The organism is Candidatus Viadribacter manganicus, assembly GCF_001679665.1.
GTDB classification, from domain to species: domain Bacteria; phylum Pseudomonadota; class Alphaproteobacteria; order Caulobacterales; family Aquidulcibacteraceae; genus Vitreimonas; species Vitreimonas manganica.
The window spans coordinates 2234688-2257725 of sequence record NZ_CP013244.1; the positions used below are offsets into that span (position 1 = coordinate 2234688).

Below are 23038 nucleotides of genomic sequence, written 5' to 3' on the forward strand. Positions count from 1 at the left end.
GGAACTACGTGTTCAATGCGTTAATGCGCGACGCTTGCGGCGCGACGGAAGACGGTGCGGATCGTAAAATTGGACACAAGTCTTCTTACGCCAGGAAGTCGCGAAAGCGTGTCTTGGTGGATGCGTTGATAGCGGTCGTCGTCAGCGATGACGATGCGTAGGAGATAGTCGCTTTCGCCCGTCATCAAGTGGCAGTCTTGAACTTCGCGGCAGAGTGCGACGGCGCGTTCGAACTTGGCCATGGTTTCGCGGCGCTGATCTTCGAGCGTGACGGCCACGAACACGGTGGCGCTACGGCCGAGCGCTTTCTCCGAGAGGATCGCCGCATAGCCTTCTATGACGCCGGCAGCCTCCAGGGCTTTGACGCGGCGATGGCAAGCCGAGGCTGAAAGTCCGATGCGCTCGGCCAGGGCGGCGGCGGTCAGCACCCCATCGCGCTCGAGCTCGATGAGTATCTTGTGGTCGAAATCGTCGAGCTGGACGGGATTTTCTTGCGCCATGTGACGTCATACGCCGAAATATGAGCGTTTGAAATGCCGTGGTGCTCAAAATATCCAAGAAAAAGCGTTCCAGACGGGATATTTCCCCGCCAATAGGAGGAACTCCCATGCGCGTCGGCAGCCCGAAGGAAATCAAGGTTCACGAATATCGCGTCGGCCTGACGCCGGAGAGCGCGGCCGAACTGGTCCGCGCCGGCCATGAGGTGTTCCTAGAAACCAAGGCGGGCGAGGGGATCGGGGCGCCGGATAGCGTCTACGAAAAGGTTGGCGTGAAGATTCTACCGAACGCCGACGCGGTGTTCGCTGAGTCCGAGATGATCGTGAAGGTGAAGGAGCCGCAGCCGGTCGAGATCGCGCGGCTGAAGTCGAGCCATTTGCTGTTTACCTATCTCCACCTGGCGCCGGACCCGGCGCAGGCGGAGGGCCTGATGAAGTCCGGCGCGACATGCATCGCGTATGAGACGGTGACGGATCGCGATGGGCGTCTGCCGCTATTGAAGCCGATGTCGGAAGTTGCGGGCCGGATGTCGATCCAAGTTGGGGCGCACTTCCTTGAGAAGGCGCACGGTGGCCGCGGTGTTCTGCTCGGCGGCGTGCCGGGCGTGCAGCCGGCGAACATCGTAATTCTCGGCGCTGGCGTCTCGGGCTACAACGCCGCGCAGATCGCTGTTGGCATGCGTGCGCGCGTGCAGGTGTTCGACAAGAATCCGGCGCGTCTTGAAGAGCTCGACCGCGAGTTCAATGGCCGTTTGGAGACTGTGTACTCGACGGGGGCGGCGATCGCCGAAGCGATCAAGGATGCGGACGTGGTTGTTGGCGCGGTGTTGGTGGCGGGCGCCGCTGCGCCGAAGCTCATCACGCGCGACATGCTCAAAACCATGCGTCCGGGCTCGGTTTTGGTCGATATTTCGATCGACCAAGGCGGTTGCTTCGAAACTTCGAAGGCGACGACGCACTCCGAGCCAGTGTTTACCGTCGACGGCATCATTCACTATTGCGTCGCCAACATGCCGGGCGCGGTCGCGCGTACGTCGGCATTTGCGCTCAACAATGCGACGCTGCCGTTTACGCTGGCGCTGGCGAAGAAGGGCTACAAGCAAGCGCTGATCGACGATCCGCATCTCGCGAACGGCCTTAACGTTTACGAGGGCGCGATTGCACACGAAGCGGTCGCCAAGGATCTTGGAAAGCCGTTCAAGCGCCCGAGCTGGCTCGCCTAAAGTTCCACCGCTTACGCGAACTCTTCTCCAGCTGCGTGATTAATGATGCGCGGGCGCGCGCATGCTGGGCTTTTAGCTCGCATGCTCAAGCATCGCATCATTTTCGCCGTCGTGGCGTCGGCGGCGTTTACCTTGATGGCGGCGCCGGCAATGGCGCGCACCGTGGATAGCAACGCCGCCGCGTGTGCAAACGAGCGCGACGAACTTCCGGCGAGCGTACAGGCCGATGCATCCACGCGGTTCTTGCGTTCGTTCGGCGTTTCACGTCACGATCGCGCCCAGGCGCACAAGAGCCGTGGCAATGCCTATCGTGCATTAGGACGGTACGAATTGGCGATTGCCGACTATGATGCGGCCATCCGCGTGAGCCCGCGCTACGTGGAGGCGTACCGCAATCGTGCGAGAGCCTATCAGGATTCAGGGGCGATCAACTTGGCGACCGCTGACAGCGAAGAGGCGGGTCGGATTTCCGCCGCGCAGCAAGGCTGATGCGTATCGGCGCGACCCTCGTCGCGCTGGCGGCAGCTGCGATGCTGTCGGCTCCGGCGGTTGCGCAGACGGCTGAGGACTTGAACGCCCGGTGCGTCAACGCCGATCGGAGCATTGGCAATGACCAGCAGGTTTTGGCGTGCACGCGCCTGATCGCGATGCCGGGGCACTCGGCGCAAAGCCAAGCGCAGTATTATAACAATCGCGGCAACGCCTTCCGCGCCGATAGTGAGTTCGGTTCGGCAATCGCCGATTATGACGAGGCCATTCGTCTCGATCCGAACTACGCCAACGCGTTTAACAATCGCGGCATCGCCAATCGAGCGGCGGGCTTGGCGGATCGGGCGATTGCGGATTTCACCGCGGCGCTGCGGATCAATCCGGAAATGGCGAACGCCTATGGCAATCGCGGCAGCGCCTTCGCCGATCGCGGCGACATTGCGCGCGCTCTCTCGGATTTTAGCCGGGCGATCGAGCTCAACCCGGACTATGCGGGCGCTTATAACAATCGCGGCAACCTCTATCGTCAGCAGCGCCAGTATGATCGCGCGATTGCTGATTTCGGCGAGGCGATCCGGGTCAATCCGCGTTACGCAATTGCCTTCAACAATCGCGGCCGTACCTATCAGGCGATGGGCGATATGACCCGCGCGCTGGCGGATTACGAGCAGGCGCGCGAGATCGAGCCGAACAATCCAAACTTCCAAGGCTTTGGCATGCGCCGTTAGGCGCTGAACGGCTGTCTGATCACAAGTCTGTGGCGCACACATCCGCGGCGAGCTTTGGCGCATCTGCAGCGTTGAGTAGTGATGGCAAGGTTTGGTTCACCATTCCTGCTATATTGTGAAGGTGTTCGGAGAACACCCAATGCTTGAAAAACGTATTGGCGAGCCCTGTCCGACCTGCCAGACGCCGCTTCAGCGGCGCGCTTCCACATTCCGCACCATCGTTGGCGATGTTGCGTTCTGCGCGCGCTGCTGCTCGTCGTTCGAGTTGGTGAGGGAAGATGACAAGGCGCTGGCGTTTGGACCAACGGGGTTTGCGCCGGTCTAAGAAGAGCGCCGAAGCGTTTGCTCCGGCGCCCTCCTTGTCAGCGGTTGTCGAGTTGTGCGCGGACGGCGCTTAGTCCCTCACGCGTGATCCGATAGGGGCCGCTATTTTCGCTTCGGATGAAGTGGCGGCGGCGCAGCTTTTTGAAAACATGCAGCGTGCAATCGGCTAGACGCCAACCGTCACGGTTGATGCAATCGATTTCGACGATGTCGCCTTTTTCATTCTTGCGATGATGGATCGCGCCGCCTTGCGCCAGCGCGTGCAGCGTCCGCTGCTCGTACTTTGAGATATTCACTTGGATGATGGCCTAGTCTGAACGTGCGAGTCAGCGCGCGCAGAGTTTTGCGGCGCGGTTCAGAGCGGGCGGGCGTTACGAGAACGCGGCCCGCGCGTTAGGCAATCTCAGGCGTCATAGGCGTGAGCTGTTTGGCTGTGTTAGCGTACGCGCGCAAGGGGGCGGTGCATGATTTCCAACGCGATCACGATTTTTCGGACATTGCTTACCATTCCGCTTTTTGCGCTGCTGGCGTATGGCGCGGGTGACTTTGGCTGGACACCGTTGGCGCTGTTCTTGGGCGCCGGTTTGCTCGATATGGTCGATGGTAAAGTGGCGCGTGCACGCAATGAGACGAGCGCGTTTGGAGCGATGATCGATTTGGTCGGCGATCGGTTGCTGACCTTTGCGGCTGTGTTGGGATTGATTGTCGGTGGCGACGTCGCGGGCGTGCAGTTGATCGCGGGGATCATCATCGTGGCGCGTGATTTAGTGGTGGCGTCCTTGAATGAAGCTCTGCCGGGAAAGCTGGGCCCTCGCGTTGGGACGCTGGAGAAGATCAAGATCGCCGCGGCCTTCGCGGCGCTGACGCTGTTGATTGCGCCGTCGACGTTCGAGCAACAGCAGATGGCCGGCATCGCCGCGTTATGGCTCGCCGCAGCGTTTACGGTGCTGACTGTAGCCGGCTATTGGATGGCCGCGCTGCGCGAGTTCGCCAAGTCCTAAGGGTGCTGCAAGTCGCGGTAAAAGCTGAAGGTAGCGCCTTGAGTCGATAGCCAGATGAGGAGCTCGGTTGCGGCGCCGACTGCTCCGCTCAACGCCCGTGCACCGAGGCCGGTTGGATCGTGCCCGCTTTCGGCGTGATGCAGATGCTGGTCTTCTTCGATCAGATCTCACGCACCAGCGTCGTGAGAGACGGGTCGGCTGCGTCCAGGTGCGCGGCTTGCTCTTCAAGGTGTCGCCGGACCGTGCGTTCGACCGCGGCAGTGCGAACAAAAACATCCGCTCGGCCGAATGCCGCCGTTAAAGCCCCCAAGATGCTTCCGCCGATCGACCAAATGGCGAGAGCGCCGCATGGTGTAACGCCGCGCTGCTCCATCGCGTCACGGAACGACGAGCGATCCCGCGTTTCATGGCCTGGAGTCGCTTCGAGCCACGGCAGTAGATCCGGATAGCTGCGCCGTGCGTGCCGAATCTGTGCTGAATAGATGGCCATTGCCCTGTGTTCGCCAGCGTGATCGACTTGAAGAATTCGCGTGATGAGCTGCGACACGGTATGAGTCTAACGCAATACCACTAGCCACGTGCGGTGCACCTTGTCGTGCTAGTTTGCCGGCGCGCGTTCGAGATTTGCGTCGGGGATCAGTGCGCGCATGCGGTCGCCAAACGAGATGAGGCACACTTCGCTCGGCGAGAGCGGGCCGGTATCGTAGCTTGAACTTTCCATGCCCTGCTGCACGCCTTCGATCAGCACGGTGTCTTCGGCGTTGACTTGGCGATTGATGCGCCAGTTGAGATAGCGTGCAGCGTTCATTTCGCGGCTTGCGTTTGGATGAACATAGGCGATTTCGCGGATCATTGTTTGCGTCGCGGACACCGGGATGAATTGCATGAAGTCGACTTGATCGGGGTAGATGTCGAATGCAACGTTCGGCCAAAGCTTGTAATAGGCCCACAAGCGCCTGCGCTCGGCTGGAATGTGATCGAACGTGCCGAGCAGCTTTTGGTACTGACGCTCGGACCAGTTGTCGGACGGCGTCTCCGTGATCGTGCCCCACATCTTGTCGATCCAGGGCTTGGCTTCGATTCTGTAAGTGCCCGCGAGAAGGCGTGACAAGCCGGGGTGCGCGACCGGAATGTGCATGCCGTCGGAATAATTATCGCCGACGTTTTTCCAGTTCACCGGACGCGGGCGCAGCGTGACGCGGCCATTGGGTATAAGCTTTTCAAGCTCGAACGCCGCGAGTTCATCGGCGTAGGGCGCCATCATGTCCGCGACGCTGGGTAGACCTGGGGCAAAGCGGATGAAGATGAAGCCGAAGGCGATTTCCTGGTCGACGGGCTTCAGCGCGAGCGTGTTGGGATCGAGGCTATCGAAGCCTTGCCATTTCGGCGCGCCAGCGAAGCCGCCGTCGAGCTTGTAGCTCCAGGCGTGGTACGGGCAAACGAGGCGATGACCGCACGAGCCACGCCACTCGGTGGCGATCTTGCCGGCGCGATGGCGGCAGACATTGTGGAAGCTGCGGATTGTGGCGTCATCGCCGCGCACGGTGACGACGCGATCGCCCAGGATATCCAGCGTCAGGTAATCGCCGGTGTTCGGAATATCGTTGATATGGCCGACGATGTGCCAAGCTTGGGCGAAGACATGTTCGCGCTCTTGCTCGAAGAAGCGCGGGTCTGTGTATAGCCAGGCGGGTAGGGACTTGGGAGTCGGCATGAGGTCATCCTACGTCATTCCGGGCGAGCGAAGCGAGCGCCGGAATTTTACGGCGCGATAGAGCGCGACCAATGGCCATGCGAGCTGCTTGAGCGCCCCGTGGCCGACATCGTCGCGAACACCGAGCGGTGCGGTGCAGGGGCCGGGGACGTGGTAGGTGCCGAAGGCTTGGTCGAAAACTGAAAACACGGTAGCGAAGTTGACGCCGGCGCCATCGGCGTCTCGGATGTGGTGCCAGCGATGCATGGCGGGTGAGACGAAGACGCGGCGCAACGGGCCGTACGTCCAGGGCAGATCCATGTGGATGAAGAGGCCATAATAGTGGCGCACGAGGTTGTTGATCAGCAGCGCCCAGATCGGCAAGCCGAGTAGCGCGAGGAATGTCGTGTCGATGAGCGCGGTGGTGACCCGGTTGAACGGATGAAAGCGCAGGCCTGTTGTCCAGGTCATGGCTGTATCGCTGTGGTGAGCGACGTGAGCGGGCCAGATGAGCGGCGTGTGTTCGAGCCGATGGCGCCAATAGGCGATGAAATCGCCAGCGAACAGTGCGACGAAGCCGACCGCAATTTGCGGAAGCGTCGCCCATTGCGTTGGTGAAAACAGAACGAAGCCGCTTTGCTGAATGAGTGCGCCGAAAAAGGTGAGCGCGATGACAAGCAACGGCGTGACCAGCGACGCGTCGAGTGCGAAAAGGATAAGGTTGGTGCGGACTTCTGCAGCGGCGTTGCGCGCGACGTGGATCGCATCAAGGCCGTGCGCGATGAAGGCGATGGCCGCAAACGCAAGCGCAGGCCAGACGAGACCGCTGAACGCGGTCCAGAATGAGGCGGCGGCTTCGCTCAGAAGAGTTTGCAGGGCTTCCACGTTCGTGACGCTAGCCTCAGAGCAGCAGTGACGCCAGCGCGGCGCGGAAGCGGCGGTCGCGCTTCAGCGAAACTTCCCGACTCATGGCTTCGCGGCGGGTGAGGTAACGCTCGGCATAGAGCAGCACCCAATAGCGGCCACGTGTCGAACGCGCGCCGATGCCGGCATTGTGAAGCGCGAGGCGCGCGTCAATGTCTATGGTCCAACCGACATAAGTGCGCCGGTCCGTGCCAAGCTGGCTGCCGAGGACATAGACGTAACCTGAAGTCTTCACGCTCGGCGCGGCCTCGTCAGGCGCCGAATTGAGAGCAGCACTAGAAAAGCGCCAAGCAATTCGCTCGCGATCAGCGCGTAGACACCTGTCTGGCCTGAGATGGCGAGGCTAGCTCCCAGGATCAGAAGCAATGGGACCGGTACGACCAGCAAGAGGCCTAGAAACAGGCATCCCACCCAAAGGCTCCGATATATCCAAGGATGGACTTTGATCACGCAAACCCACCGAAATTCACAAACTTGGACTCTAAATATTCGTCCAAGCCTTCGACGCCGCCTTCGCGGCCGAGACCGCTTTCTTTCCAGCCGCCGAAAGGAATGACTTCGTTCGAGAAGATACCGTCATTGATCGAGACCATGCCGCTTTCGATGCGTTCGGCGACCCGCCAGGCGCGGTGTACGTCCTTGGTGAAGAAGTAGGAGGCAAGGCCGAACGGGGTGTCGTTGGCGATCGAGACGGCTTCGTCCTCGGTTTTGAAGCGGATGAGCGGCGCGACGGGGCCGAAGATTTCTTCGGTGTTCACGCGCATGTCGCGGGTGACGTTGGTGAGCACGGTGGGTGTGTAGAATTGCGCGCCGGCGGGGTGCTTTTTGCCACCGGTGAGCGCGGTTGCGCCGGAGGCGAGCGCCTCGGCCACCATGCGTTCAACTTTTTCGATGGCCTTCTGATCGATCAGCGGCCCGATCTCGACGCCATCTTCGATGCCGGGGCCAACTTTGAGCTTGGGGACCGCGTCGGCGAGCTTCATGGAGAAGGCGTTGTAGATCGCGTCTTCAACTAGAATGCGATTGGCGCAGACGCAGGTTTGGCCGGCGTTGCGGAATTTCGAGAGGATTGCGCCTTTGACGGCGAGATCGAGATCGGCGTCGGCGAAGACGATGAGCGGTGCGTTGCCGCCAAGCTCGAGCGCCACCTTCTTTACGGTCGAGCCAACGCAAGCGGCGCCAAGCTTTTTGCCGACTTCGGTCGAGCCAGTGAACGAGAAGTGGCGGACGAGATTGCTCTCGCACATGATCTTGCCGACGGCGCTGGCGTTTGCGGTGGTGACGACATTGAACACCCCGGCAGGGAGCCCTGCCTTTTCGCCCAGCTCGGCCAGGGCCAAGGCGGTCAGCGGCGTTTGATGCGGAGGCTTTAGGACGATGGTGCAACCGGCGGCGAGAGCGGGCGCGGCTTTACGGGTGATCATCGCCATCGGAAAATTCCACGGCGTCACAGCGGCGCAGACGCCGATCGGCTGCTTTATGGTCACGTAGCGGCGCGTGGGCGTGGTCGTTGGGATGACGCGGCCGTAGGCGCGCTTTGCCTCCTCGCCATACCATTCCATGAAGCTTGCGCCGTAGGCCGCTTCGCCCTTGGCCTCGGCGAGCGGCTTGCCGCCTTCGAGTGAGATGAGGCGCGCCAGCCGGTCGATGTCGGCCATCATCAGATCGAACCAGGCCCGCATGATTTGCGCGCGCTCCTTGGCGGCTTTCGCGGCCCAGCCGGGAAAGGCGCGGTGCGCCGCAGCAATGGCTTCTTCGGTTTCGGCGGCGCCGAGATCTGGCACTTCGGCGATCACGGCCTGCGTGGCCGGATTGAACACCTCGAAGCGCTTCGCGCCTGCGCGCCACTTGCCGTCGATATAGGCGTCGGAACGGAACGTGGGGCTCATGCGGGGTTTCCTTGGAAAACAGGATGTCGGTCAGGACATTGCGCAGCCTCAACGCCGCTTCAAGTCTGGAGGCGCACGCTTAAGCGGATTTGTGGCGCGACATTCGCGCAAGGCGTATAGATCGACGAGGAGGCGCCCACATGAGCTGGAAAGACATTCTGGTTATTGTTTCGGAAGTCGAGGTGGATGAGCCGGCTATCGCGCTTGGCGAAGTGCTCGCCGGCCAATGCGGTGATTGGCATGTGGCGGCTGCGTTCTTGACCCCGGTGCCCGATGAACCGCTCGCGTATGAACCGACTGTGGTGGGGGGCGTCTGGGCTGAGCTTCTGGGCCGTGCGCGCCAGGAAGCGGAAGTCGAGCGCAAGAAGGTTGAGGCGCGCCTGGCGCGTTCCGCCAAGAAGGCGGAGCTACGGGCGGCGGAGGCGCTGTCGCGCGATCTAGGCCGTGTGGCCGCCGTGCATGCCCGCTACGCTGATGTCGCGATCATGACGCGGCCAAGCGAAGGCAGCGGCGTTGAACTGCGCGAGGAGATTATCGAAGGCGTGCTTTTTCACTCCGGCCGTCCGGCGTTGATCGCGCCGCCGAACTGGAAGGGAACGAGCATCGGCAAACGCGTGGTTGTGGCTTGGGACGCGAGCCGCGAAGCGACGCGCGCGCTTTCGGAAGCCGATGATCTGTTGGAGATCGCTGAGGCGGTGACGGTAGTGACGGTGGACGCCAAGCCGAAAATGTTCGGGCATGGCGATCAGCCGGGCTCCAATATTGCCGGTCACTTGAACCGGCGCGGCCTGCCGGCGGAAGTCCGCAATGTGGATAGCATGGGCCGTTCGGCCTCTTTGGCGATCCTCGAAGAAGCGCAGAAGCTGAACGCCGATCTCATCGTTATGGGTGGCTATGCGCACTCGCGGCTGCGGGAGCTGGTGTTTGGGGGCGCGACGCGCGAATTGTTGCGCTCGACAACCGTGCCGCTTCTGATGGCGCACTAAACCGGAGGCGGGGTATGGAGCTCAACTGGTCGCTGATCGATGCGGCGTTGGCCGTATTGCTCGTTATCGTCGTGGTTTGGGCGGCGTTGAAATTAGTGACGCGGCTGATTGTTGGCGTGATCTTGGTGGTTGTGATTGCCGTCATGTTCTTCGGCGTTCACCTCAGCGATTTTGGCATCAATCTCGGCGCCTAAAATTGTCCGCCTACCCTTGTGTGCCTCATCCGCCACACTAAGTCTGGTGCACAACAGCAACATGCCGCGTTGACCGGCCGCAATGGGGGTTAACGTGGGACGCCGTAAGGGTCGCTCATGGATATGGAAAAGCTCACCGAGCGTGCGCGTGGATTCGTGCAAGCCGCGCAGACGATCGCAATTCGCGAACAAAACCAACAATTGGAAACGCAGCACCTTTTGAAGGCGCTACTTGACGACCGTGAAGGTCTCACGTCCGGGCTGCTGACCAGCGCCGGTGCGAACGCGCGTCAGGCCGCTGACGACGTGGACAAAGCCGTGCAAGCGCTGCCGAAAGTGCAAGGCGGCGGCGATCGCATGTACGCGGCGGTGTCGTTCAACCGCGCGCTCGACGCGGCGGATCAAGCCGCGACTAAAGCGGGCGATTCCTACGTGACGGCTGAGCGCTTGTTGTTCGGTCTTGCGATCGCCGATGGAAAAGCCTCCGAGATCTTGAAGAAGGCCGGGCTTACTCCGCAGAAGTTGGAAGCGGCGATTGGCGAATTGCGCAAAGGGCGTACGGCGCAGTCTTCGTCGGCCGAGGATCAGTATGACGCGCTGAAAAAGTACGCCCGCGATCTCACGGAAGATGCGCGCAAGGGCAAGCTTGATCCGGTGATCGGCCGCGACGAGGAAATTCGGCGCACGATTCAGGTTCTGAGCCGCCGTACGAAGAATAATCCGGTGCTGATCGGTGAGCCGGGGGTGGGTAAAACGGCGATCGCCGAGGGTCTCGCGCTGCGCATCATCAATGGCGATGTGCCTGAGAGCTTAAAGCACAAGAAGCTGTTGGCGCTCGACATGGGCGCGCTGATTGCTGGTGCGAAGTTTCGCGGCGAGTTCGAAGAGCGGCTGAAGGCTGTTTTGAACGAGGTCACTGCGGCCGAAGGCGGCATCATCCTGTTTATTGACGAGATGCACACATTGGTCGGCGCCGGCAAAGCCGATGGGGCGATGGACGCGTCGAACCTCTTGAAGCCGGCCTTGGCGCGCGGCGAACTGCATTGCGTTGGCGCGACGACGCTCGATGAATATCGCAAGCACGTGGAGAAGGACGCGGCGCTGGCGCGGCGTTTCCAGCCGGTGTTCGTCGATGAGCCGAGCGTCGAAGATTCGATCTCGATCCTCCGCGGCTTGAAAGACCGCTACGAGCAACACCATGGCGTGCGCATCTCGGATGCGGCGATCGTGGCTGCGGCGCAGCTCTCGCATCGCTACATCACCGACCGCTTCTTGCCAGACAAAGCCATCGATTTGATGGACGAAGCGGCGTCGCGGCTGCGGATGCAGGTGGATTCAAAACCCGAAGAGCTCGATGAGCTCGATCGGCGTGCGCTGCAGCTCAAGATCGAGCTCGAGGCGCTGAAGAAGGAAAAGGACCCGGCTTCGAAGGATCGCACTGGCAAGCTCGAGACGGAGATCGCGCAGATCGAGACGCGCTCGGCTGAACTGACGGCGCGCTGGTCGGCGGAGAAGCAGAAGCTGCAGGTGACGTCGAAATCGAAGGAAGAGCTGGAGAAGCTGCAGACCGAATATGAGCAAGCGGTGCGGCAGGGTAATCTGGCGCGAGCATCGGAGCTTAAGTACGGGCGTATTCCGCAATTGGAAAAGCAGATCGCTGACGCTGAGAAGGCGGGCGGCGATGGCGTGGGCCTGGTGAAGGAGGTCGTCGATGCCGAAGCGATTGCGGGTGTGGTCTCGCGCTGGACGGGCGTGCCAGTCGAGAAAATGCTCGAAGGCGAGAAGGCAAAGCTACTGGCGATGGAAGATGCGCTGCGTGGGCGTGTGATCGGGCAGGAGCCAGCGCTGCGTTCGGTGGCGGATGCGGTGCGCCGCGCGCGCGCGGGGCTGCAGGATCCGAACCGGCCGATTGGTTCGTTCATGTTCCTTGGTCCAACCGGCGTCGGCAAAACCGAACTGACAAAGGCGCTCGCGGAGTTCCTGTTCGACGATGAGCACGCGCTGACGCGTATCGATATGTCCGAGTACATGGAGAAGCACTCGGTCTCGCGTTTGATCGGCGCCCCTCCAGGATACGTCGGATACGAAGAGGGCGGCGCACTTACCGAAGCGGTTCGCCGGCGTCCGTATCAGGTTGTGCTGTTCGATGAGATCGAGAAGGCCCACCCGGACGTGTTCAACGTTCTGCTGCAAGTGTTGGATGATGGTCGCCTCACCGATGGCCAGGGCAGGACCGTTGATTTCAAGAACACGATCTTGATCATGACCTCGAACGCTGGTGCGCAATTCTTGGCGGAGCAGCCTGATGGCGCTGACGTGGAAGACGTGCGCGATCTGGTGATGGGCGAGCTGCGTAGCCGCTTCCGGCCCGAATTTCTCAACCGCGTCGATGAGATCATTCTTTTCAAGCGGCTGGAGCGGGCGCAAATGGGCGCCATCGTCGATATTCAGCTGAAGCGCCTGGATAAATTGCTCGGCGCGCGCAACATCACGATGGAGCTCGATAGCCGCGCCAGCAATGAACTCGCCAAACGAGGCTATGATTCTGCTTGGGGTGCGCGGCCGCTGAAGCGTGTCATCCAGAAGGATATTCAAGATCCGTTCGCGCGGCTCATTCTGGAAGGCCGCGTGAAGGACGGAGATCGCGTCGCTGTCACGTTCGACGGCAACGACTTTCTATTCAACGGCGCCAGCGACAAAGCGGCAGCTTAGCGAAAATAAAAGAGGGCGGAGCTTTTGGCTCCGCCCTTCGTCGTTTCAAGAAACGTGATCCTATTACGGATGTGTCGCTTCGTTGTCATCCGTCGCGTTGGCGACAGAGTTCGCGGCGTCATTGGTTGCGCCTTCGATAGCTTCGCCCGTTTGGCTCGCGGCATCGCCAACAGCTTGGCCGGCGTCTTCGAGCGCTTGGCCGGTTTCGGTCGCGGCTTGGTTGGCGTCTTGCTCAGCAGCGTTTTGATCGGCGGGCGTGCAAGCAGCAACGGCGAGAGCCGCAGCGGCGGCGATAGCAACCAAAATTCTCATGTTTCTCTCCAGCGTTCTTTTTATCCCGCCTAAGCGGTCGCGCAAATTAGCAGAGCGCAAGCGAACGAGTACCGGCAAAAACGCCCTAACGCGTGCAACCGAATGCATGGAACAAATCCTCCAGTCATGCATTTTGCGATGTCAATGCGGGCGCTGAATCCAAGAACGTGGCTCAACTTGGCGCGACGAGAGATCGTGCCAATTGCGATCTTTCTCGGCGTCGCACTGCCGTTGTTCGCTTTTATGGAAATCGCCGATGAAGTCGGCGAAGGCGAAGCGCGTTGGTTCGACGAAAGCATTTTGCTGGCGTTGCGCACCGCTGATCCAGCGGACCCGATCGGACCGCGATGGGTCGAGACATCGGTGATGGATATTACAACGCTTGGCGGTTTCGCTGTGCTGGCGCTCGTGACTTTTATGGCGACCGGATATTTGCTGGTGCTGAAGCGTTGGAGCGATGCGCTGACGCTTTTGTTCGCGACGATTGGCGGCACACTGATCAGTGAGGGTTTGAAGGTCGGGTTCAATCGCCCGCGTCCTGATCTTGTGGCGCATGTGGTCGAAACCACGAGCATGAGTTTTCCCAGCGGACACGCGATGCTTTCGGCGGTGACGTACCTGACGCTTGGCGCTTTGATTGCGCGCACGCAGGAGAAACGGTGGTTGCGCGGCTATGTGCTGGGTGGTGCGATCCTGGTCACATTACTGATTGGACTGACGCGCGTTTATCTCGGGGTGCACTGGCCGACGGATGTGCTGGCTGGCTGGTGCCTCGGCGCAGCCTGGGCGCTGCTCTGCTGGGTGGCTGCGACTTGGTTCGCCAATCGCATCTCTGGGATGACGAGCGGACAGAGCCGTTCTAGCTTGGCGGAATGAGCGACGATCCTTCTGCAGTTATGATCACACTCGAACCGAAGCCGCGCGACCTGGGAGGCGGCTTTTCCGTGCGGCGTGCGCTGCCGGCGATCGAGAAGCGCATGATCGGCCCGTTCATCTTTTGGGATGAGTTCGGGCCATCGCATTTTGGCGTGGGTGAGGGTCTTGATGTGCGCCCGCATCCGCACATCAATCTGGCGACAGTTACTTATCTGTTCGAAGGTGAGATTTTTCATCGCGACACTTTGGGATCGGCGCAGGTGATTCAACCGGGCGATGTGAATTGGATGAACGCTGGGCGCGGCATCGCTCATTCGGAGCGCACGCGTGCGGAGCTGCGCGCCATGGGCTCGCCGATCGCCGGCATTCAGTCCTGGGTGGCGCTGCCGGAGGCGCATGAAGAAAGCGAGGCGTTCTTCAAGCATCACCGTGTAGCCGAATTGCCGGTGATCGAAGAGGGCGGCAAGATCGTGCGCGTGATCGCGGGATCGTTGTACGGCAAGAATTCGCCGGTGAAGACCTATTCGGAAATGTTTTATGCCGATGCGCAGCTGGACGCGGGCGCCTCTTTGCCACTTGGCGCCGAGCATGAGGAGCGCGGGCTTTATCTGACGGGCGGTGAAATCGAAGTTGCGGGCGATCAATTTGAACGAGGACGCTTGTTGGTTTTTCGTCCCGGCGATGCGATCACTATTAAGGCGCTGACGCCCGCGCGGTTCATGCTGCTGGGCGGCGCCAATCTTGGGCCTCGTCATATTTGGTGGAATTTTGTCTCGTCACGCAAGGAGCGGATCGAGCAGGCGAAGGAAGATTGGAAAGCCGGACGCTTTGGCACAGTACCGGGCGACGACAAGGAATTCATCCCGCTACCGGATCACTGATGCGCAGGGTGCTCGCTGTCATATTGGCTTCTACGCTCGCTTCGTGCGCGACGAGTTCGCCAAGCTCTTCGCAATGGTCGAGGATCGAAGGGTGTTGGAGCGAGCATTGGGCGGATCACTGGCCCGCGTCCGTGACTTGGCGGCGAGACCCGGAAAATCCCGATCGCTACCTCGGCTATTGGCGCCGGGACGCGGCGCAAGGCGATCTGGATGAAGTGCATTTTGTGCTGATGCCCTCAGGCGAACACATGCAGCTCTGTCAACGCTACACAAGCGGCGGGGTGCGGTGCGATCGCGCTGTATTCGGCAAAGCCGGCTGGGATGACGATGCGGTGGCCGTGTTTGACGTGTACGGCGATGGAAATCTTGAGTTCGGGTATGCGGGGGCAACCGCACCGTTCTTCTGGGGGCGCGGCGGGAGCTGCGAATAATATTTTTCCGCTTGAGCCGACCCTTGGGTCCGGGCTGCATAGTCTGGCCGTTCGAGGAAGGTGATGAAACCTAACGTATTCCAGGAGACCGCGGCGGCGGTGGCGAAGCGCTTCGGCGTAAGCGTCAAGGCGTTGCGCGTTTACGAGGATGCGGGGCTGTTAAAGCCGGCGCGAACGGTGGCTGGCTGGCGGATTTATCGTCAGCCGGAGATAGAGCGGCTTTCCGCCATTTTGGCGCTGAAGCAGCTCGGGCTGCCGTTGAAGCGCATTGGCGAGCTGCTGCGTGGCGCTGGCGATCTTGCCGCTGCGCTGGCGCTGCAGGAAGCGGCTTTAGAGGATGCGCGCAGCGAAGCGGAGCAGGCACTGGCGCTGGTGCGTCAGGCGCGTGCGAAGCTGAAGGGCAAGCAGTCACTTTCCCCGGACGAGTTAGGAAAGCTCGTCAGGAGTACAGCAATGTCAGAGATGAAGTGGTCCCCAAAAATGGAGGCGTTGGCTCAAAAGCATTACACGCCCGAGCAATTGCATGGATTGCGCACGCGCGAATTCACGGCGGAAGATCAGGCGCGTGTCGGCGCGGCGTGGACGAAAGTGTTCGCCGACATCGATGCGCTGGGTGCGAGCGCGGATCCCTCGTCAGCCAAAGCGCTGGAGATCGGCCGCCGCGCTCAGGCTTTGATCGGAGAATTCACGCAGGGCGATCCGGCGCTCTTCCAGGCGGCAGGGGCGATGAACCGCGAAGCGATGAACGATCCTGAGCTGTCTAAGGACATGCCGACCACGATGAGCCACTGGCAATTCTTGGGGCGGGTGTTCGAAGCGTTGAAGGGGTCTTAACGGCGCCGAGTACGTAGCTCTACGTATGACATCGCGCCGCTGCATATTCTTGCAGCGGGTTTAACATCGTTCAGACTTGGCATGACGGATCATCCCATCAGGGAGGCCGTCATGCCGATTATGACCTGGGACGATAGTTTGGACATTGGTGTGCACGATATGAATCGTGAGCACCGTGATATTCTCGACGCCATGAACGCGATCTACGACGCGACGCAGGCCGGCAAGAAGGGCCAGCCCGTTATCGCCATGATCAATCACCTTGGCGCAGTCACCGCTCGGCATTTTCGGGATGAAGAGATCTTCATGGCGAAGATCGACTACGCTGATCTGGAGAACCACAAGCGCGTCCACACCAAGCTGTTGAAGGATTTCGCGATGCACCAAGCGGCGGCAGTTGCTGCGGACGGTGTCCCGACGACTGAGTTTTTCCAGTTCCTTCGGCTTTGGCTGGCCGCTCACATCAAATGCATCGACAGAAAGTATGCAGATTATTCCCGTGCGCCAAAGGGCGCTGCCGGATCGGCCCGCTAAAGCGCGCTCAGCGTTTACGCTGCCAGTTGCGCGATTGTTGTTTCGGTGAAACACTCTTCGCTCCCGACCTCGACAGGTCGGCATAAGCGAGAAGCGGCGCCGGCCGCTGGCGCCGCCCCAACCCAACAGTGGGAAACAAGGGAGTGTGCGCCATGCCTGAATCAAAATCGGCAAATGTAGTGAGGGCTATAGCCGTCGTCGGCCCGACCGGAGCGGGCAAGACGGCGTTGATCCAAGCTCTGGCCTCCGCCGCTTCGGGCGGTCCGGGTATAGCCCCGGCCGCGGTAGGCCAATCCACTGAAACCCAATTCACCGCTATCGATTTCATGGGCGACCATTACGCCCTCATAGATGCGCCAGGCGCCGTCGACTTTCTTGCAGACGCCGATTTTGCGCTTCCCGCGGTCGATCTCGCCATTGTCGTCGCCGATCCAGACCCTGACAAAGCCGTGCTGGTGCAGCCGTTCTTGAAGGCCTTGGAAGAGCTGCAGATTCCGCGCGCGATTTTCATCAACAAGATCGACGCCGCACGAGGCCGAATCCGAGATTTGTTGGAGGCATTACAGCCAGTTTCGACTGCTCCCTTGGTGGCGCGACAGATTCCGATTTGGGAAAGCGACAAGATCACCGGCTTCGTCGATCTCGCGCTGGAGCGCGCCTACCAATACGAGCAGGGCAAGCCCTCGAAGATCATCGACATTCCGAAGGATTTGGCGGCACGCGAAACCGAGGCGCGCTTCCATATGCTCGAACAGCTTGCCGATTATGACGATGAGCTGATGGAAAAGCTGCTTTCCGATGTCGCGCCTGACCGGGACACGGTCTTTGCAGATCTCGTGAAAGAGACGCGCGACAGTTTGATTGCGCCGGTGTTCTTTGGCTCGACCGCCAACGGCAATGGCGTGCGTCGACTTCTGAAGGCGTTGCGCCACGACACGCCGGAGCCGAAATACGCCGCCGCGCGTTTGGGACTAAGCGGCAGCGGCGCGTATGTCGCGAAGATATCGCACGCAGGACAGGCTGGAAAGCTCGCCTTCGCGCGCGTGTTCGGCGCGGCGCTGAACGATAGCGATCAGCTGACGTTGAGCGATGGTTCGTCCCAGCGTCCAGGCGCTCTCTTTTCCGTCGCCGGTTCGCAGACGAAGAAAGTATCTCGCGTGCCTGAAGGCGATATCGCTGCGATCGGCAAGCTCGACCCCGTCGCCGCCGGCGATCTTCTAGGCGCCAGCGGGCTGCAGAAGTTGAAGCTGAGCTTCAAGAAGCGTTTCCCGGTCTACCAGCTTTCGATCACAACCAAGGATCGGAAGGATGACGTGCGCCTTTCTGGTGCGCTGCAGAAACTGGTCGATGAGGATGCGGGCCTCAATGTCGTGCACGATCAAACGACGCATGAGATTTTGCTGCAGGGCCAAGGCGAGCCGCATCTGCGGAGCGTGCTCGATCGGTTGAAGGGGCGGTTCAACGTTGAGGTGGCCACCGCGCCGCCCTCAACGCCGTATAAGGAAAGTCTGCGCAAGAACGTGGAAGTGCGCGGGCGTCACAAAAAGCAAACCGGTGGCCACGGCCAGTTCGGCGATTGCGTCATCCAAGTGAAACCGTTGCCGCGCGGCGAGGGCTTTCAGTTTGTCGATAAGATCACCGGCGGCGCCATTCCGCGCCAATGGATCCCGGCTGTCGAGGCCGGGGTTAAAGACGCTATGGTCAAAGGCGCGATCGGCTTTCCAGTTGTCGATGTCGCCGTCACGTTGATCGACGGCTCATTCCATGCTGTCGATTCCAGCGAGCATTCGTTTCAGCAGGCTGGTCGCATCGGCATGCAGGAAGCGATCGAGCAATGTGGATCGGTGCTGCTAGAGCCGGTCGAGAAGCTTTCGATTTACACGCCAAGCTCCGGCACACCGAAAATCAATTCGGCGGTGTCCGCACATAACGGTCAGATCCTGGGCTTCGAGCCGCGCGAAGGCTGGCAAGGCTGGGATCGCGTCGATGTCTATCTGCCGCACAGTGAACGGCAGAATTTCATCATTGAATTGAGGTCGTTGACGCAGGGCTTGGCGACATTTGAGGCCGAGTACGATCATATGGTTGAAGTCACCGGCCGCCGCGCCGATGACGTCGCCAAGAAGGCGCAAGCGAGCGCCTAGAGGTTTGGTGTCCTCCTCGCGCGGAGGAGGACACAACTTCTAAGAGGTGACGATACCTCGTCCTTAGGCGTAATCTTGCTTTCGGCGGTGATGAATGCTGACCGTCGGCAGAGATGCGATGCATGCTCATGATCTGCGCATTGGCGCGCGGGTGCGCCAACGTAGGCTGGCGTTTGGCATGTCGCGAAGACGATCGCAGCTGATCTTCAGCTGACGTTTCAGCAGATTCAAAAATACGAGACTAAACCGCATTTCGGCGGCGGCCTTGATCGAGATCGCGCGCGTTTTTCAAACGCCGGCGGCGTGGTTGCTGGACCAAACGTCGGATCCGCTCGCATCGGGTTCTGCGTCATTGCTGCAATCGTTTGAAGGTGAGCCGGCGACGCGCGACCGGCTGATTACCGTGATCGATGGGTTTCCGATCTCGTGCTCGACCTGGCGAGAGCTTGATGGAAGTTCAGCTGGATTTTCGCCAACACAATGCTGAGCGATTTGCCGATTGCGCTCTATCTGCTTGATAGGGAGGGCCGGGTTATCTATTTCAATGCGGAGGCTGTGCGCTTCGTAGGCCAAGAGCCCCGTATTGGTCATGACATGTGGTGCGTGACCTGGCGCTTGTGGGAGCGCAACGGACGAAGGCTGCCGCACGATCAGTGCCCGATGGCGGTCGCCATGAAGAAGGAGAGGCGATTCGCGGCGCGAGCGCCATTGCCGAAAGGCCGGACAGTTCGCGCACGCCGTTCACGCCGTTTCCTTGGCGGCTTTAATGGGTTGTCGCCGTTGGCCGCTTAGCTCGCCGCTGGCTTTGGCTTTAGCGAGAGGCGGCGCTCGTCGTAGGCGGCCCATAGGCACGCCGCGATGATCAGGGCAGCGCCCATATAAATTTCCGGCCGCGGCACTTCGTGAAAGAGGAAAAAGCCAATCAAGCTCGCATAGATGAGCTCGGTGTAGTGGATCGGCGCGAGCTGTTGCGCTTCGGCGCGCGCGTAAGCTTGAGCCATCAAATACATGAACACTGCGGCGAGTGCGCCGAGTTGAAGGAAGAACCACCAATTGTCGAGATTTGGCGGTGTCGCGAACACCATGGTTGGCGCAAGCAGGATGATGCCCGGCACGACACTGGTCATCAGGCTGACGATCACCGGACCATCCTTCTGGGAGCGCTCGCGCAAGAGGACCATCGCGATGGAGAAGAAGGTCGCAGCCAGAATGGCGGCGATAACGCCGACATCGTGCATTGGCGATTCCGCCTCGCTCGGCGCGCCTTGCATGGCGAGGATGACGCCGCCGAAGCCAACCAAAGCGCAGATGACGCTGGAGACCCGGATGCGCTCTTTCAGCAGAACGAACGCTACGAAAGGCGCGAGCAGCGGATAAATAAAAGACAGCGTCACCGCTTCAGCTAGCGGAAGCACCTTTAGAGACCAAAAGAACGTTACGGCGCAGATCGCGATCACGAAGCCGCGCAGGCCGTGCGCACGCCACATCTCCTTGGTAATTACCGGCTTGCCGGCGCGCCACCATATCAGCAGCGAAAAGAATGCGCCGAAGAGGTAACGTCCGAAGCTGACAAGCAGAACGTGATTACTCTGCAAGAGATGTTTAATGGTGGCGTCCATCGACGCGCCGGCGATGATCGCCAGCGTGAGCACTAGCGCTGGCGGCAGACGGCCAAACATGAAAACTCCCCGCGCGCCTTTTGGCCCGCGGGGAGCTCAATCGCAATGCGATTTCGCTGTTACGGCGTGGTCGTTGCCGGTGGCGTCGTGGTCGTGCCAGCCGGGGCGCCGTCGGTGGCTTCGTCGAGCGCTTCGCCGGCTTCTTCGTTCGGACCTTGGCCCAGATCGGTCGTGCCGGTCGTTGATTGTTCGTAGTTGATGTCGGCAGCTTCGCCCGCTTCTTCGTTCGGGCCTTGGCTGCATGCGACAACGCCCAGCATGCTCAGGGCAGCGGCGGCGCCCAGCAATGACTTCAACATCCTTGTCTCTCCTGAAGTGTCCCAGTTGTTGGGCGGCGTAGCGGCCGCCGGGGGTTTCAACGTTCCGTGCAGAACACGGTTCCGCCCAAAAGCGTGCGGCGCCGGCGACGAGGTCGCGCGGCGCCGTTTTTCTTGATGCGTTCGACAAGCAGAACGCACCTTGGGAAATGGGGTCATGGATTGGTCGATGAATCGCCGTCCGTCGCGTCGTTGATCGCGTCGGCTGCATCGTTGTTTTGTTGGTTGCCAGTCGCCTCGTCGATGCTTTCGCCAGCTTGTTCGAGCGGACCGTCGCCAAGGTTTTCATGGCCTTGGGTCGATTCTTCGATAGCGGAATCAGCACTCTCTCCGGCGCTTTCGGCGCTGCCGCCGTCGCCGCAAGCGGCGAGCCCGAGTGAGAACGCGGCGATAGCGGCGGTGGCGATCAACTTACGCATTTCAAAAACTCCCTACCTGCGCCGGTGCGGCGTAGATTGCGGGTCAGAAACACATGACTGCGTCCTTAGTTCCGCGCCGGGAACGCTGGCCTCTGGCGTCGGGGGAGCTATAAGCGGCGCAACGAGGGAACAATGTCGGCGCAACTTACGGAAGACCAAGAACTTATCGTCGAAACTGCACGCAGCTTCGCACAGGAAAAGCTCCGTCCGAACGCGGCGCGTTGGGAAGAAGAGGGGCTGGATCGCGGCGTGCTGCAGGAGCTCGCAGGCCTCGGCTTTGGCGGGATTTACGTTGGCGAAGAGCACGGCGGGTCGGGGCTTTCGCGCCTCGATGCGGCGTTGATCTTTGAAGAGCTTTCACGCGGTTGCATCGCGACGGCGGCGTTCTTGTCGATCCACAATATGTGCTCTTGGATGATCGACAGCTTCGGCAGTGAAGAGCAACGCGCCGAGTGGCTGCCGAAACTGACGACGATGGAGAAGATCGCGTCCTATTGCTTGACTGAGCCAGGTTCGGGCTCGGACGCCGGGGCGCTTCGAACGACAGCGAAGGCCGACGGCAATTCGCAATACGTGATCAACGGCTCAAAGGCGTTCATCTCCGGCGCTGGCTTCTCGGACATGTACGTTCTCATGTGCCGCACAGGCGATGACGGTCCGAAGGGCGTCTCGACGGTGCTGGTGCCGAACGAGACCAAGGGGCTTTCGTTCGGGAAGAACGAAGACAAAATGGGTTGGCGCGCCCAACCGACCGCGATCGTGACCTTCGAAGATTGCCGCGTGCCGGTGGAAAATCGGATCGGTCCTGAAGGTGAGGGCTTCAAATATGCGATGAAGGGCCTTGATGGCGGGCGCCTGAACATCGCCGCGTGCGCTTTAGGCGGCGCTCAGGATGCGCTCGATCGCGCGCTTGGCTACGTCAAGGAGCGCAAGCAATTTGGCAAGCGCTTGGCGGATTTCCAGAATACGCAATTCGTGCTGGCGGATATGGAAACCGAACTCGCCGCATGCCGCGCCTTGCTGCACGCGGCGGCGCGCAAGCTTGATGCGAAGGCGCCGGATGCGACGAAGTATTGCGCTATGGCCAAGCGCTTCGTCACGGATGCTTCCTTCAAGGTCGCCGATCAGGCGCTGCAGCTGCATGGCGGCTACGGCTATCTGGCCGATTATGAAGTCGAGCGCATTGTTCGCGACTTACGCGTGCACCGGATTTTGGAAGGCACCAACGAGATCATGCGTGTCATTGTTTCGCGCGAAATGCTGAAGGAATGAGCCGGGACACCAAGGCCGAAACGCGTGCGATAAACGCCGTGCTTTGGCGCGATTGGGACCCGATCGGGTGCGGCGTGCCGGAGGATGAGTACGAGTCTTACGTCTGGCCGGTGTACAAGCTTTTGATCGACGGCGCCGGACGCGAAGCTGTGGCGGACTATCTGCGCTGGGCGGCGGACGAGAATATAACGTGTCCCGTGCCTGAAACCCGCCTGCAGGCGGTCGTTGATAAATTGATGACGCTCGGCGTGAAGCCGGTAGGAGAAAGCTGACATGATCATTCGTGCGATGTTTTTTGGCTTTCTCATGTGGCTCGGGGTCGCTGCCGCCTTTCGTTTTGCCGGCCAGTATTTCTTTTTGCCTGAGGAATCGCTGCGCCTAGTGACATTCCTCTCGGCGCCGGTTGTTGGTGGTGTGCTCGGGTTCGTGTTTTTGAAGTTGCTCGGTGAGGCGTCAGGCGACGAGGGTGAGGCATCGATCGGTCTGGCTCTACCGGTGCTCTTGTTGAACGGATTTCTGACGCATGAATTTCCGAATGCGTTTCCGAACCTCGATGTGACGCTTGATGCGACGTTCGGCGCGTGGTCGCTGCTGTTCGGTGCTTCGATCCTTTTTGTCGGACTCTGGAACACGAAGCTTGCGCCGCAGGACGAGCGCATATGAATCGTCGGGATGTATT

Annotated in this window: 30 protein-coding genes; 19 read left to right on the top strand and 11 right to left on the bottom strand. The window is 60.6% G+C overall.

Features of this window, described 5'->3' with window-relative positions:
• Positions 1-20: 20 nt before the first annotated feature.
• The gene (locus tag ATE48_RS11515) at positions 21-500 is read right to left on the bottom strand and encodes an Lrp/AsnC family transcriptional regulator (RefSeq protein WP_066771661.1); all 480 of its coding nucleotides are present in this window, start codon (positions 498-500) and stop codon (positions 21-23) included.
• A gap of 107 nt (positions 501-607) precedes the next feature.
• Here ATE48_RS11515 and ald point away from each other — a divergent pair, with 107 nt between their 5' ends.
• The 4 genes from ald (at position 608) to ATE48_RS11535 (ending at position 3262) form a co-directional block, all read left to right on the top strand.
• Positions 608-1720, top strand: coding sequence for an alanine dehydrogenase (gene ald, locus ATE48_RS11520; RefSeq protein WP_066771663.1), 1113 nt, complete (start codon positions 608-610; stop codon positions 1718-1720).
• An 81-nt stretch (positions 1721-1801) separates the two neighbouring features.
• Positions 1802-2209 carry a tetratricopeptide repeat protein gene (locus ATE48_RS11525; RefSeq protein ID WP_228126589.1) on the top strand — a complete coding sequence of 136 codons (408 nt, stop codon included), beginning with the start codon at positions 1802-1804 and terminating at the stop codon, positions 2207-2209.
• Positions 2209-2937 carry a tetratricopeptide repeat protein gene (locus ATE48_RS11530; protein ID WP_066771667.1) on the top strand — a complete coding sequence of 243 codons (729 nt, stop codon included), beginning with the start codon at positions 2209-2211 and terminating at the stop codon, positions 2935-2937. Before ATE48_RS11525 ends, ATE48_RS11530 begins: the two co-directional genes overlap by 1 nt.
• 139 nt (positions 2938-3076) lie before the next feature.
• A complete protein-coding gene (locus ATE48_RS11535) occupies positions 3077-3262 on the top strand; it encodes a hypothetical protein (RefSeq protein ID WP_066771668.1) in 186 nt (61 codons plus the stop codon).
• Between the two features lie 37 nt (positions 3263-3299).
• Here the strand turns inward: ATE48_RS11535 and ATE48_RS11540 are convergent, their stop codons facing one another.
• Positions 3300-3557: a YjhX family toxin gene (locus ATE48_RS11540; RefSeq protein WP_066771670.1), complete on the bottom strand. Its 258-nt coding sequence runs from the start codon at positions 3555-3557 to the stop codon at positions 3300-3302.
• A gap of 168 nt (positions 3558-3725) precedes the next feature.
• On the opposite strand from ATE48_RS11540, the gene ATE48_RS11545 reads away from it, so the two are divergent.
• On the top strand, positions 3726-4262 hold the full coding sequence (locus tag ATE48_RS11545) for a CDP-alcohol phosphatidyltransferase family protein (protein WP_066771672.1): 537 nt from the start codon (positions 3726-3728) through the stop codon (positions 4260-4262).
• A gap of 160 nt (positions 4263-4422) precedes the next feature.
• On the opposite strand, the gene ATE48_RS19435 is transcribed toward ATE48_RS11545, so the two are convergent.
• The 5 genes from ATE48_RS19435 to ATE48_RS11575 form a co-directional block, all read right to left on the bottom strand.
• A complete protein-coding gene (locus ATE48_RS19435) occupies positions 4423-4809 on the bottom strand; it encodes a demethoxyubiquinone hydroxylase family protein (protein WP_156767742.1) in 387 nt (128 codons plus the stop codon).
• A 51-nt stretch (positions 4810-4860) separates the two neighbouring features.
• The gene (locus ATE48_RS11555; protein ID WP_066771674.1) at positions 4861-5976 is read right to left on the bottom strand and encodes an aromatic ring-hydroxylating oxygenase subunit alpha; all 1116 of its coding nucleotides are present in this window, start codon (positions 5974-5976) and stop codon (positions 4861-4863) included.
• A 9-nt stretch (positions 5977-5985) separates the two neighbouring features.
• On the bottom strand, positions 5986-6840 hold the full coding sequence (locus ATE48_RS11560; RefSeq protein ID WP_066771676.1) for a sterol desaturase family protein: 855 nt from the start codon (positions 6838-6840) through the stop codon (positions 5986-5988).
• A 16-nt stretch (positions 6841-6856) separates the two neighbouring features.
• Positions 6857-7114 carry a GIY-YIG nuclease family protein gene (locus ATE48_RS11565; RefSeq protein WP_066771678.1) on the bottom strand — a complete coding sequence of 86 codons (258 nt, stop codon included), beginning with the start codon at positions 7112-7114 and terminating at the stop codon, positions 6857-6859.
• Positions 7115-7325: 211 nt separating this feature from the next.
• Positions 7326-8768 (bottom strand): NAD-dependent succinate-semialdehyde dehydrogenase, encoded by a 1443-nt coding sequence (locus tag ATE48_RS11575; RefSeq protein WP_066771682.1) that lies wholly within the window; start codon positions 8766-8768, stop codon positions 7326-7328.
• Positions 8769-8908: 140 nt separating this feature from the next.
• Here ATE48_RS11575 and ATE48_RS11580 point away from each other — a divergent pair, with 140 nt between their 5' ends.
• The 3 genes from ATE48_RS11580 (at position 8909) to clpB (ending at position 12660) form a co-directional block, all read left to right on the top strand.
• On the top strand, positions 8909-9754 hold the full coding sequence (locus ATE48_RS11580) for a universal stress protein (RefSeq protein ID WP_066771684.1): 846 nt from the start codon (positions 8909-8911) through the stop codon (positions 9752-9754).
• Between the two features lie 14 nt (positions 9755-9768).
• Entirely contained in the window at positions 9769-9948 is a 180-nt protein-coding gene (locus tag ATE48_RS11585) for a hypothetical protein (protein ID WP_066771686.1), read from the top strand.
• A gap of 117 nt (positions 9949-10065) precedes the next feature.
• Entirely contained in the window at positions 10066-12660 is a 2595-nt protein-coding gene (gene clpB / locus ATE48_RS11590) for an ATP-dependent chaperone ClpB (RefSeq protein ID WP_066771688.1), read from the top strand.
• A gap of 63 nt (positions 12661-12723) precedes the next feature.
• Here clpB and ATE48_RS11595 read toward each other — a convergent pair whose 3' ends face one another.
• Positions 12724-12972, bottom strand: coding sequence for a hypothetical protein (locus ATE48_RS11595; protein ID WP_066771690.1), 249 nt, complete (start codon positions 12970-12972; stop codon positions 12724-12726).
• A 195-nt stretch (positions 12973-13167) separates the two neighbouring features.
• Here ATE48_RS11595 and ATE48_RS11600 point away from each other — a divergent pair, with 195 nt between their 5' ends.
• The 8 genes from ATE48_RS11600 to ATE48_RS20070 all read left to right on the top strand — a co-directional run bounded on the left by ATE48_RS11600 (position 13168) and on the right by ATE48_RS20070 (position 19464).
• Entirely contained in the window at positions 13168-13848 is a 681-nt protein-coding gene (locus tag ATE48_RS11600; protein WP_228126590.1) for a phosphatase PAP2 family protein, read from the top strand.
• Positions 13845-14729: a pirin family protein gene (locus tag ATE48_RS11605; RefSeq protein ID WP_066771694.1), complete on the top strand. Its 885-nt coding sequence runs from the start codon at positions 13845-13847 to the stop codon at positions 14727-14729. Before ATE48_RS11600 ends, ATE48_RS11605 begins: the two co-directional genes overlap by 4 nt.
• A gap of 131 nt (positions 14730-14860) precedes the next feature.
• Positions 14861-15160 carry a hypothetical protein gene (locus ATE48_RS11610; RefSeq protein WP_066771696.1) on the top strand — a complete coding sequence of 100 codons (300 nt, stop codon included), beginning with the start codon at positions 14861-14863 and terminating at the stop codon, positions 15158-15160.
• 63 nt (positions 15161-15223) lie between these two features.
• A complete protein-coding gene (locus ATE48_RS11615; protein ID WP_066771697.1) occupies positions 15224-15994 on the top strand; it encodes a MerR family transcriptional regulator in 771 nt (256 codons plus the stop codon).
• A gap of 111 nt (positions 15995-16105) precedes the next feature.
• Positions 16106-16528, top strand: coding sequence for a bacteriohemerythrin (locus ATE48_RS11620; RefSeq protein WP_228126591.1), 423 nt, complete (start codon positions 16106-16108; stop codon positions 16526-16528).
• A gap of 152 nt (positions 16529-16680) precedes the next feature.
• The gene (locus ATE48_RS11625) at positions 16681-18672 is read left to right on the top strand and encodes an elongation factor G (RefSeq protein WP_066771700.1); all 1992 of its coding nucleotides are present in this window, start codon (positions 16681-16683) and stop codon (positions 18670-18672) included.
• A gap of 265 nt (positions 18673-18937) precedes the next feature.
• Positions 18938-19159, top strand: a complete 222-nt coding sequence (locus tag ATE48_RS11630; RefSeq protein WP_066771702.1) for a hypothetical protein — start codon at positions 18938-18940, stop codon at positions 19157-19159.
• A complete protein-coding gene (locus ATE48_RS20070; protein ID WP_066771703.1) occupies positions 19153-19464 on the top strand; it encodes a hypothetical protein in 312 nt (103 codons plus the stop codon). The genes ATE48_RS11630 and ATE48_RS20070 overlap by 7 nt, the downstream gene beginning before the upstream one ends.
• Here ATE48_RS20070 and ATE48_RS11640 read toward each other — a convergent pair.
• From ATE48_RS11640 to ATE48_RS11650, 3 genes are all read right to left on the bottom strand, one after another.
• The gene (locus tag ATE48_RS11640) at positions 19461-20351 is read right to left on the bottom strand and encodes a DMT family transporter (RefSeq protein ID WP_066771704.1); all 891 of its coding nucleotides are present in this window, start codon (positions 20349-20351) and stop codon (positions 19461-19463) included. The genes ATE48_RS20070 and ATE48_RS11640 overlap by 4 nt on opposite strands.
• Positions 20352-20410: 59 nt before the next feature.
• Positions 20411-20650, bottom strand: a complete 240-nt coding sequence (locus tag ATE48_RS11645) for a hypothetical protein (protein WP_066771706.1) — start codon at positions 20648-20650, stop codon at positions 20411-20413.
• Positions 20651-20823: 173 nt separating this feature from the next.
• Positions 20824-21087, bottom strand: coding sequence for a hypothetical protein (locus tag ATE48_RS11650; RefSeq protein WP_066771708.1), 264 nt, complete (start codon positions 21085-21087; stop codon positions 20824-20826).
• Between the two features lie 132 nt (positions 21088-21219).
• Here ATE48_RS11650 and ATE48_RS11655 point away from each other — a divergent pair, with 132 nt between their 5' ends.
• The 3 genes from ATE48_RS11655 to ATE48_RS11665 are packed head-to-tail and all read left to right on the top strand — an operon-like array spanning position 21220 to position 23022.
• The gene (locus tag ATE48_RS11655; protein ID WP_066771713.1) at positions 21220-22359 is read left to right on the top strand and encodes an acyl-CoA dehydrogenase family protein; all 1140 of its coding nucleotides are present in this window, start codon (positions 21220-21222) and stop codon (positions 22357-22359) included.
• On the top strand, positions 22356-22631 hold the full coding sequence (locus tag ATE48_RS11660; RefSeq protein WP_066771714.1) for a hypothetical protein: 276 nt from the start codon (positions 22356-22358) through the stop codon (positions 22629-22631). The genes ATE48_RS11655 and ATE48_RS11660 overlap by 4 nt, the downstream gene beginning before the upstream one ends.
• A gap of 1 nt (position 22632) precedes the next feature.
• Positions 22633-23022 carry a DUF5367 family protein gene (locus ATE48_RS11665; RefSeq protein ID WP_066771715.1) on the top strand — a complete coding sequence of 130 codons (390 nt, stop codon included), beginning with the start codon at positions 22633-22635 and terminating at the stop codon, positions 23020-23022.
• Positions 23023-23038: the final 16 nt, after the last annotated feature.

What these genes read in the sequence shown, in the direction of transcription:
- ATE48_RS11515 (WP_066771661.1), bottom strand. Translation starts at nt 500, where the DNA reads ATGGCGCAAGAAAATCCCGTCCAGCTCGACGATTTCGACCACAAGATA.
- ald (WP_066771663.1), top strand. Translation starts at nt 608, where the DNA reads ATGCGCGTCGGCAGCCCGAAGGAAATCAAGGTTCACGAATATCGCGTC.
- ATE48_RS11525 (WP_228126589.1), top strand. Translation starts at nt 1,802, where the DNA reads ATGCTCAAGCATCGCATCATTTTCGCCGTCGTGGCGTCGGCGGCGTTT.
- ATE48_RS11530 (WP_066771667.1), top strand. Translation starts at nt 2,209, where the DNA reads ATGCGTATCGGCGCGACCCTCGTCGCGCTGGCGGCAGCTGCGATGCTG.
- ATE48_RS11535 (WP_066771668.1), top strand. Translation starts at nt 3,077, where the DNA reads ATGCTTGAAAAACGTATTGGCGAGCCCTGTCCGACCTGCCAGACGCCG.
- ATE48_RS11545 (WP_066771672.1), top strand. Translation starts at nt 3,726, where the DNA reads ATGATTTCCAACGCGATCACGATTTTTCGGACATTGCTTACCATTCCG.
- ATE48_RS11555 (WP_066771674.1), bottom strand. Translation starts at nt 5,976, where the DNA reads ATGCCGACTCCCAAGTCCCTACCCGCCTGGCTATACACAGACCCGCGC.
- ATE48_RS11575 (WP_066771682.1), bottom strand. Translation starts at nt 8,768, where the DNA reads ATGAGCCCCACGTTCCGTTCCGACGCCTATATCGACGGCAAGTGGCGC.
- ATE48_RS11580 (WP_066771684.1), top strand. Translation starts at nt 8,909, where the DNA reads ATGAGCTGGAAAGACATTCTGGTTATTGTTTCGGAAGTCGAGGTGGAT.
- ATE48_RS11585 (WP_066771686.1), top strand. Translation starts at nt 9,769, where the DNA reads ATGGAGCTCAACTGGTCGCTGATCGATGCGGCGTTGGCCGTATTGCTC.
- clpB (WP_066771688.1), top strand. Translation starts at nt 10,066, where the DNA reads ATGGATATGGAAAAGCTCACCGAGCGTGCGCGTGGATTCGTGCAAGCC.
- ATE48_RS11595 (WP_066771690.1), bottom strand. Translation starts at nt 12,972, where the DNA reads ATGAGAATTTTGGTTGCTATCGCCGCCGCTGCGGCTCTCGCCGTTGCT.
- ATE48_RS11605 (WP_066771694.1), top strand. Translation starts at nt 13,845, where the DNA reads ATGAGCGACGATCCTTCTGCAGTTATGATCACACTCGAACCGAAGCCG.
- ATE48_RS11615 (WP_066771697.1), top strand. Translation starts at nt 15,224, where the DNA reads ATGAAACCTAACGTATTCCAGGAGACCGCGGCGGCGGTGGCGAAGCGC.
- ATE48_RS11620 (WP_228126591.1), top strand. Translation starts at nt 16,106, where the DNA reads ATGCCGATTATGACCTGGGACGATAGTTTGGACATTGGTGTGCACGAT.
- ATE48_RS11625 (WP_066771700.1), top strand. Translation starts at nt 16,681, where the DNA reads ATGCCTGAATCAAAATCGGCAAATGTAGTGAGGGCTATAGCCGTCGTC.
- ATE48_RS20070 (WP_066771703.1), top strand. Translation starts at nt 19,153, where the DNA reads ATGCTGAGCGATTTGCCGATTGCGCTCTATCTGCTTGATAGGGAGGGC.
- ATE48_RS11640 (WP_066771704.1), bottom strand. Translation starts at nt 20,351, where the DNA reads ATGTTTGGCCGTCTGCCGCCAGCGCTAGTGCTCACGCTGGCGATCATC.
- ATE48_RS11645 (WP_066771706.1), bottom strand. Translation starts at nt 20,650, where the DNA reads ATGTTGAAGTCATTGCTGGGCGCCGCCGCTGCCCTGAGCATGCTGGGC.
- ATE48_RS11650 (WP_066771708.1), bottom strand. Translation starts at nt 21,087, where the DNA reads ATGCGTAAGTTGATCGCCACCGCCGCTATCGCCGCGTTCTCACTCGGG.
- ATE48_RS11655 (WP_066771713.1), top strand. Translation starts at nt 21,220, where the DNA reads ATGTCGGCGCAACTTACGGAAGACCAAGAACTTATCGTCGAAACTGCA.
- ATE48_RS11660 (WP_066771714.1), top strand. Translation starts at nt 22,356, where the DNA reads ATGAGCCGGGACACCAAGGCCGAAACGCGTGCGATAAACGCCGTGCTT.
- ATE48_RS11665 (WP_066771715.1), top strand. Translation starts at nt 22,633, where the DNA reads ATGATCATTCGTGCGATGTTTTTTGGCTTTCTCATGTGGCTCGGGGTC.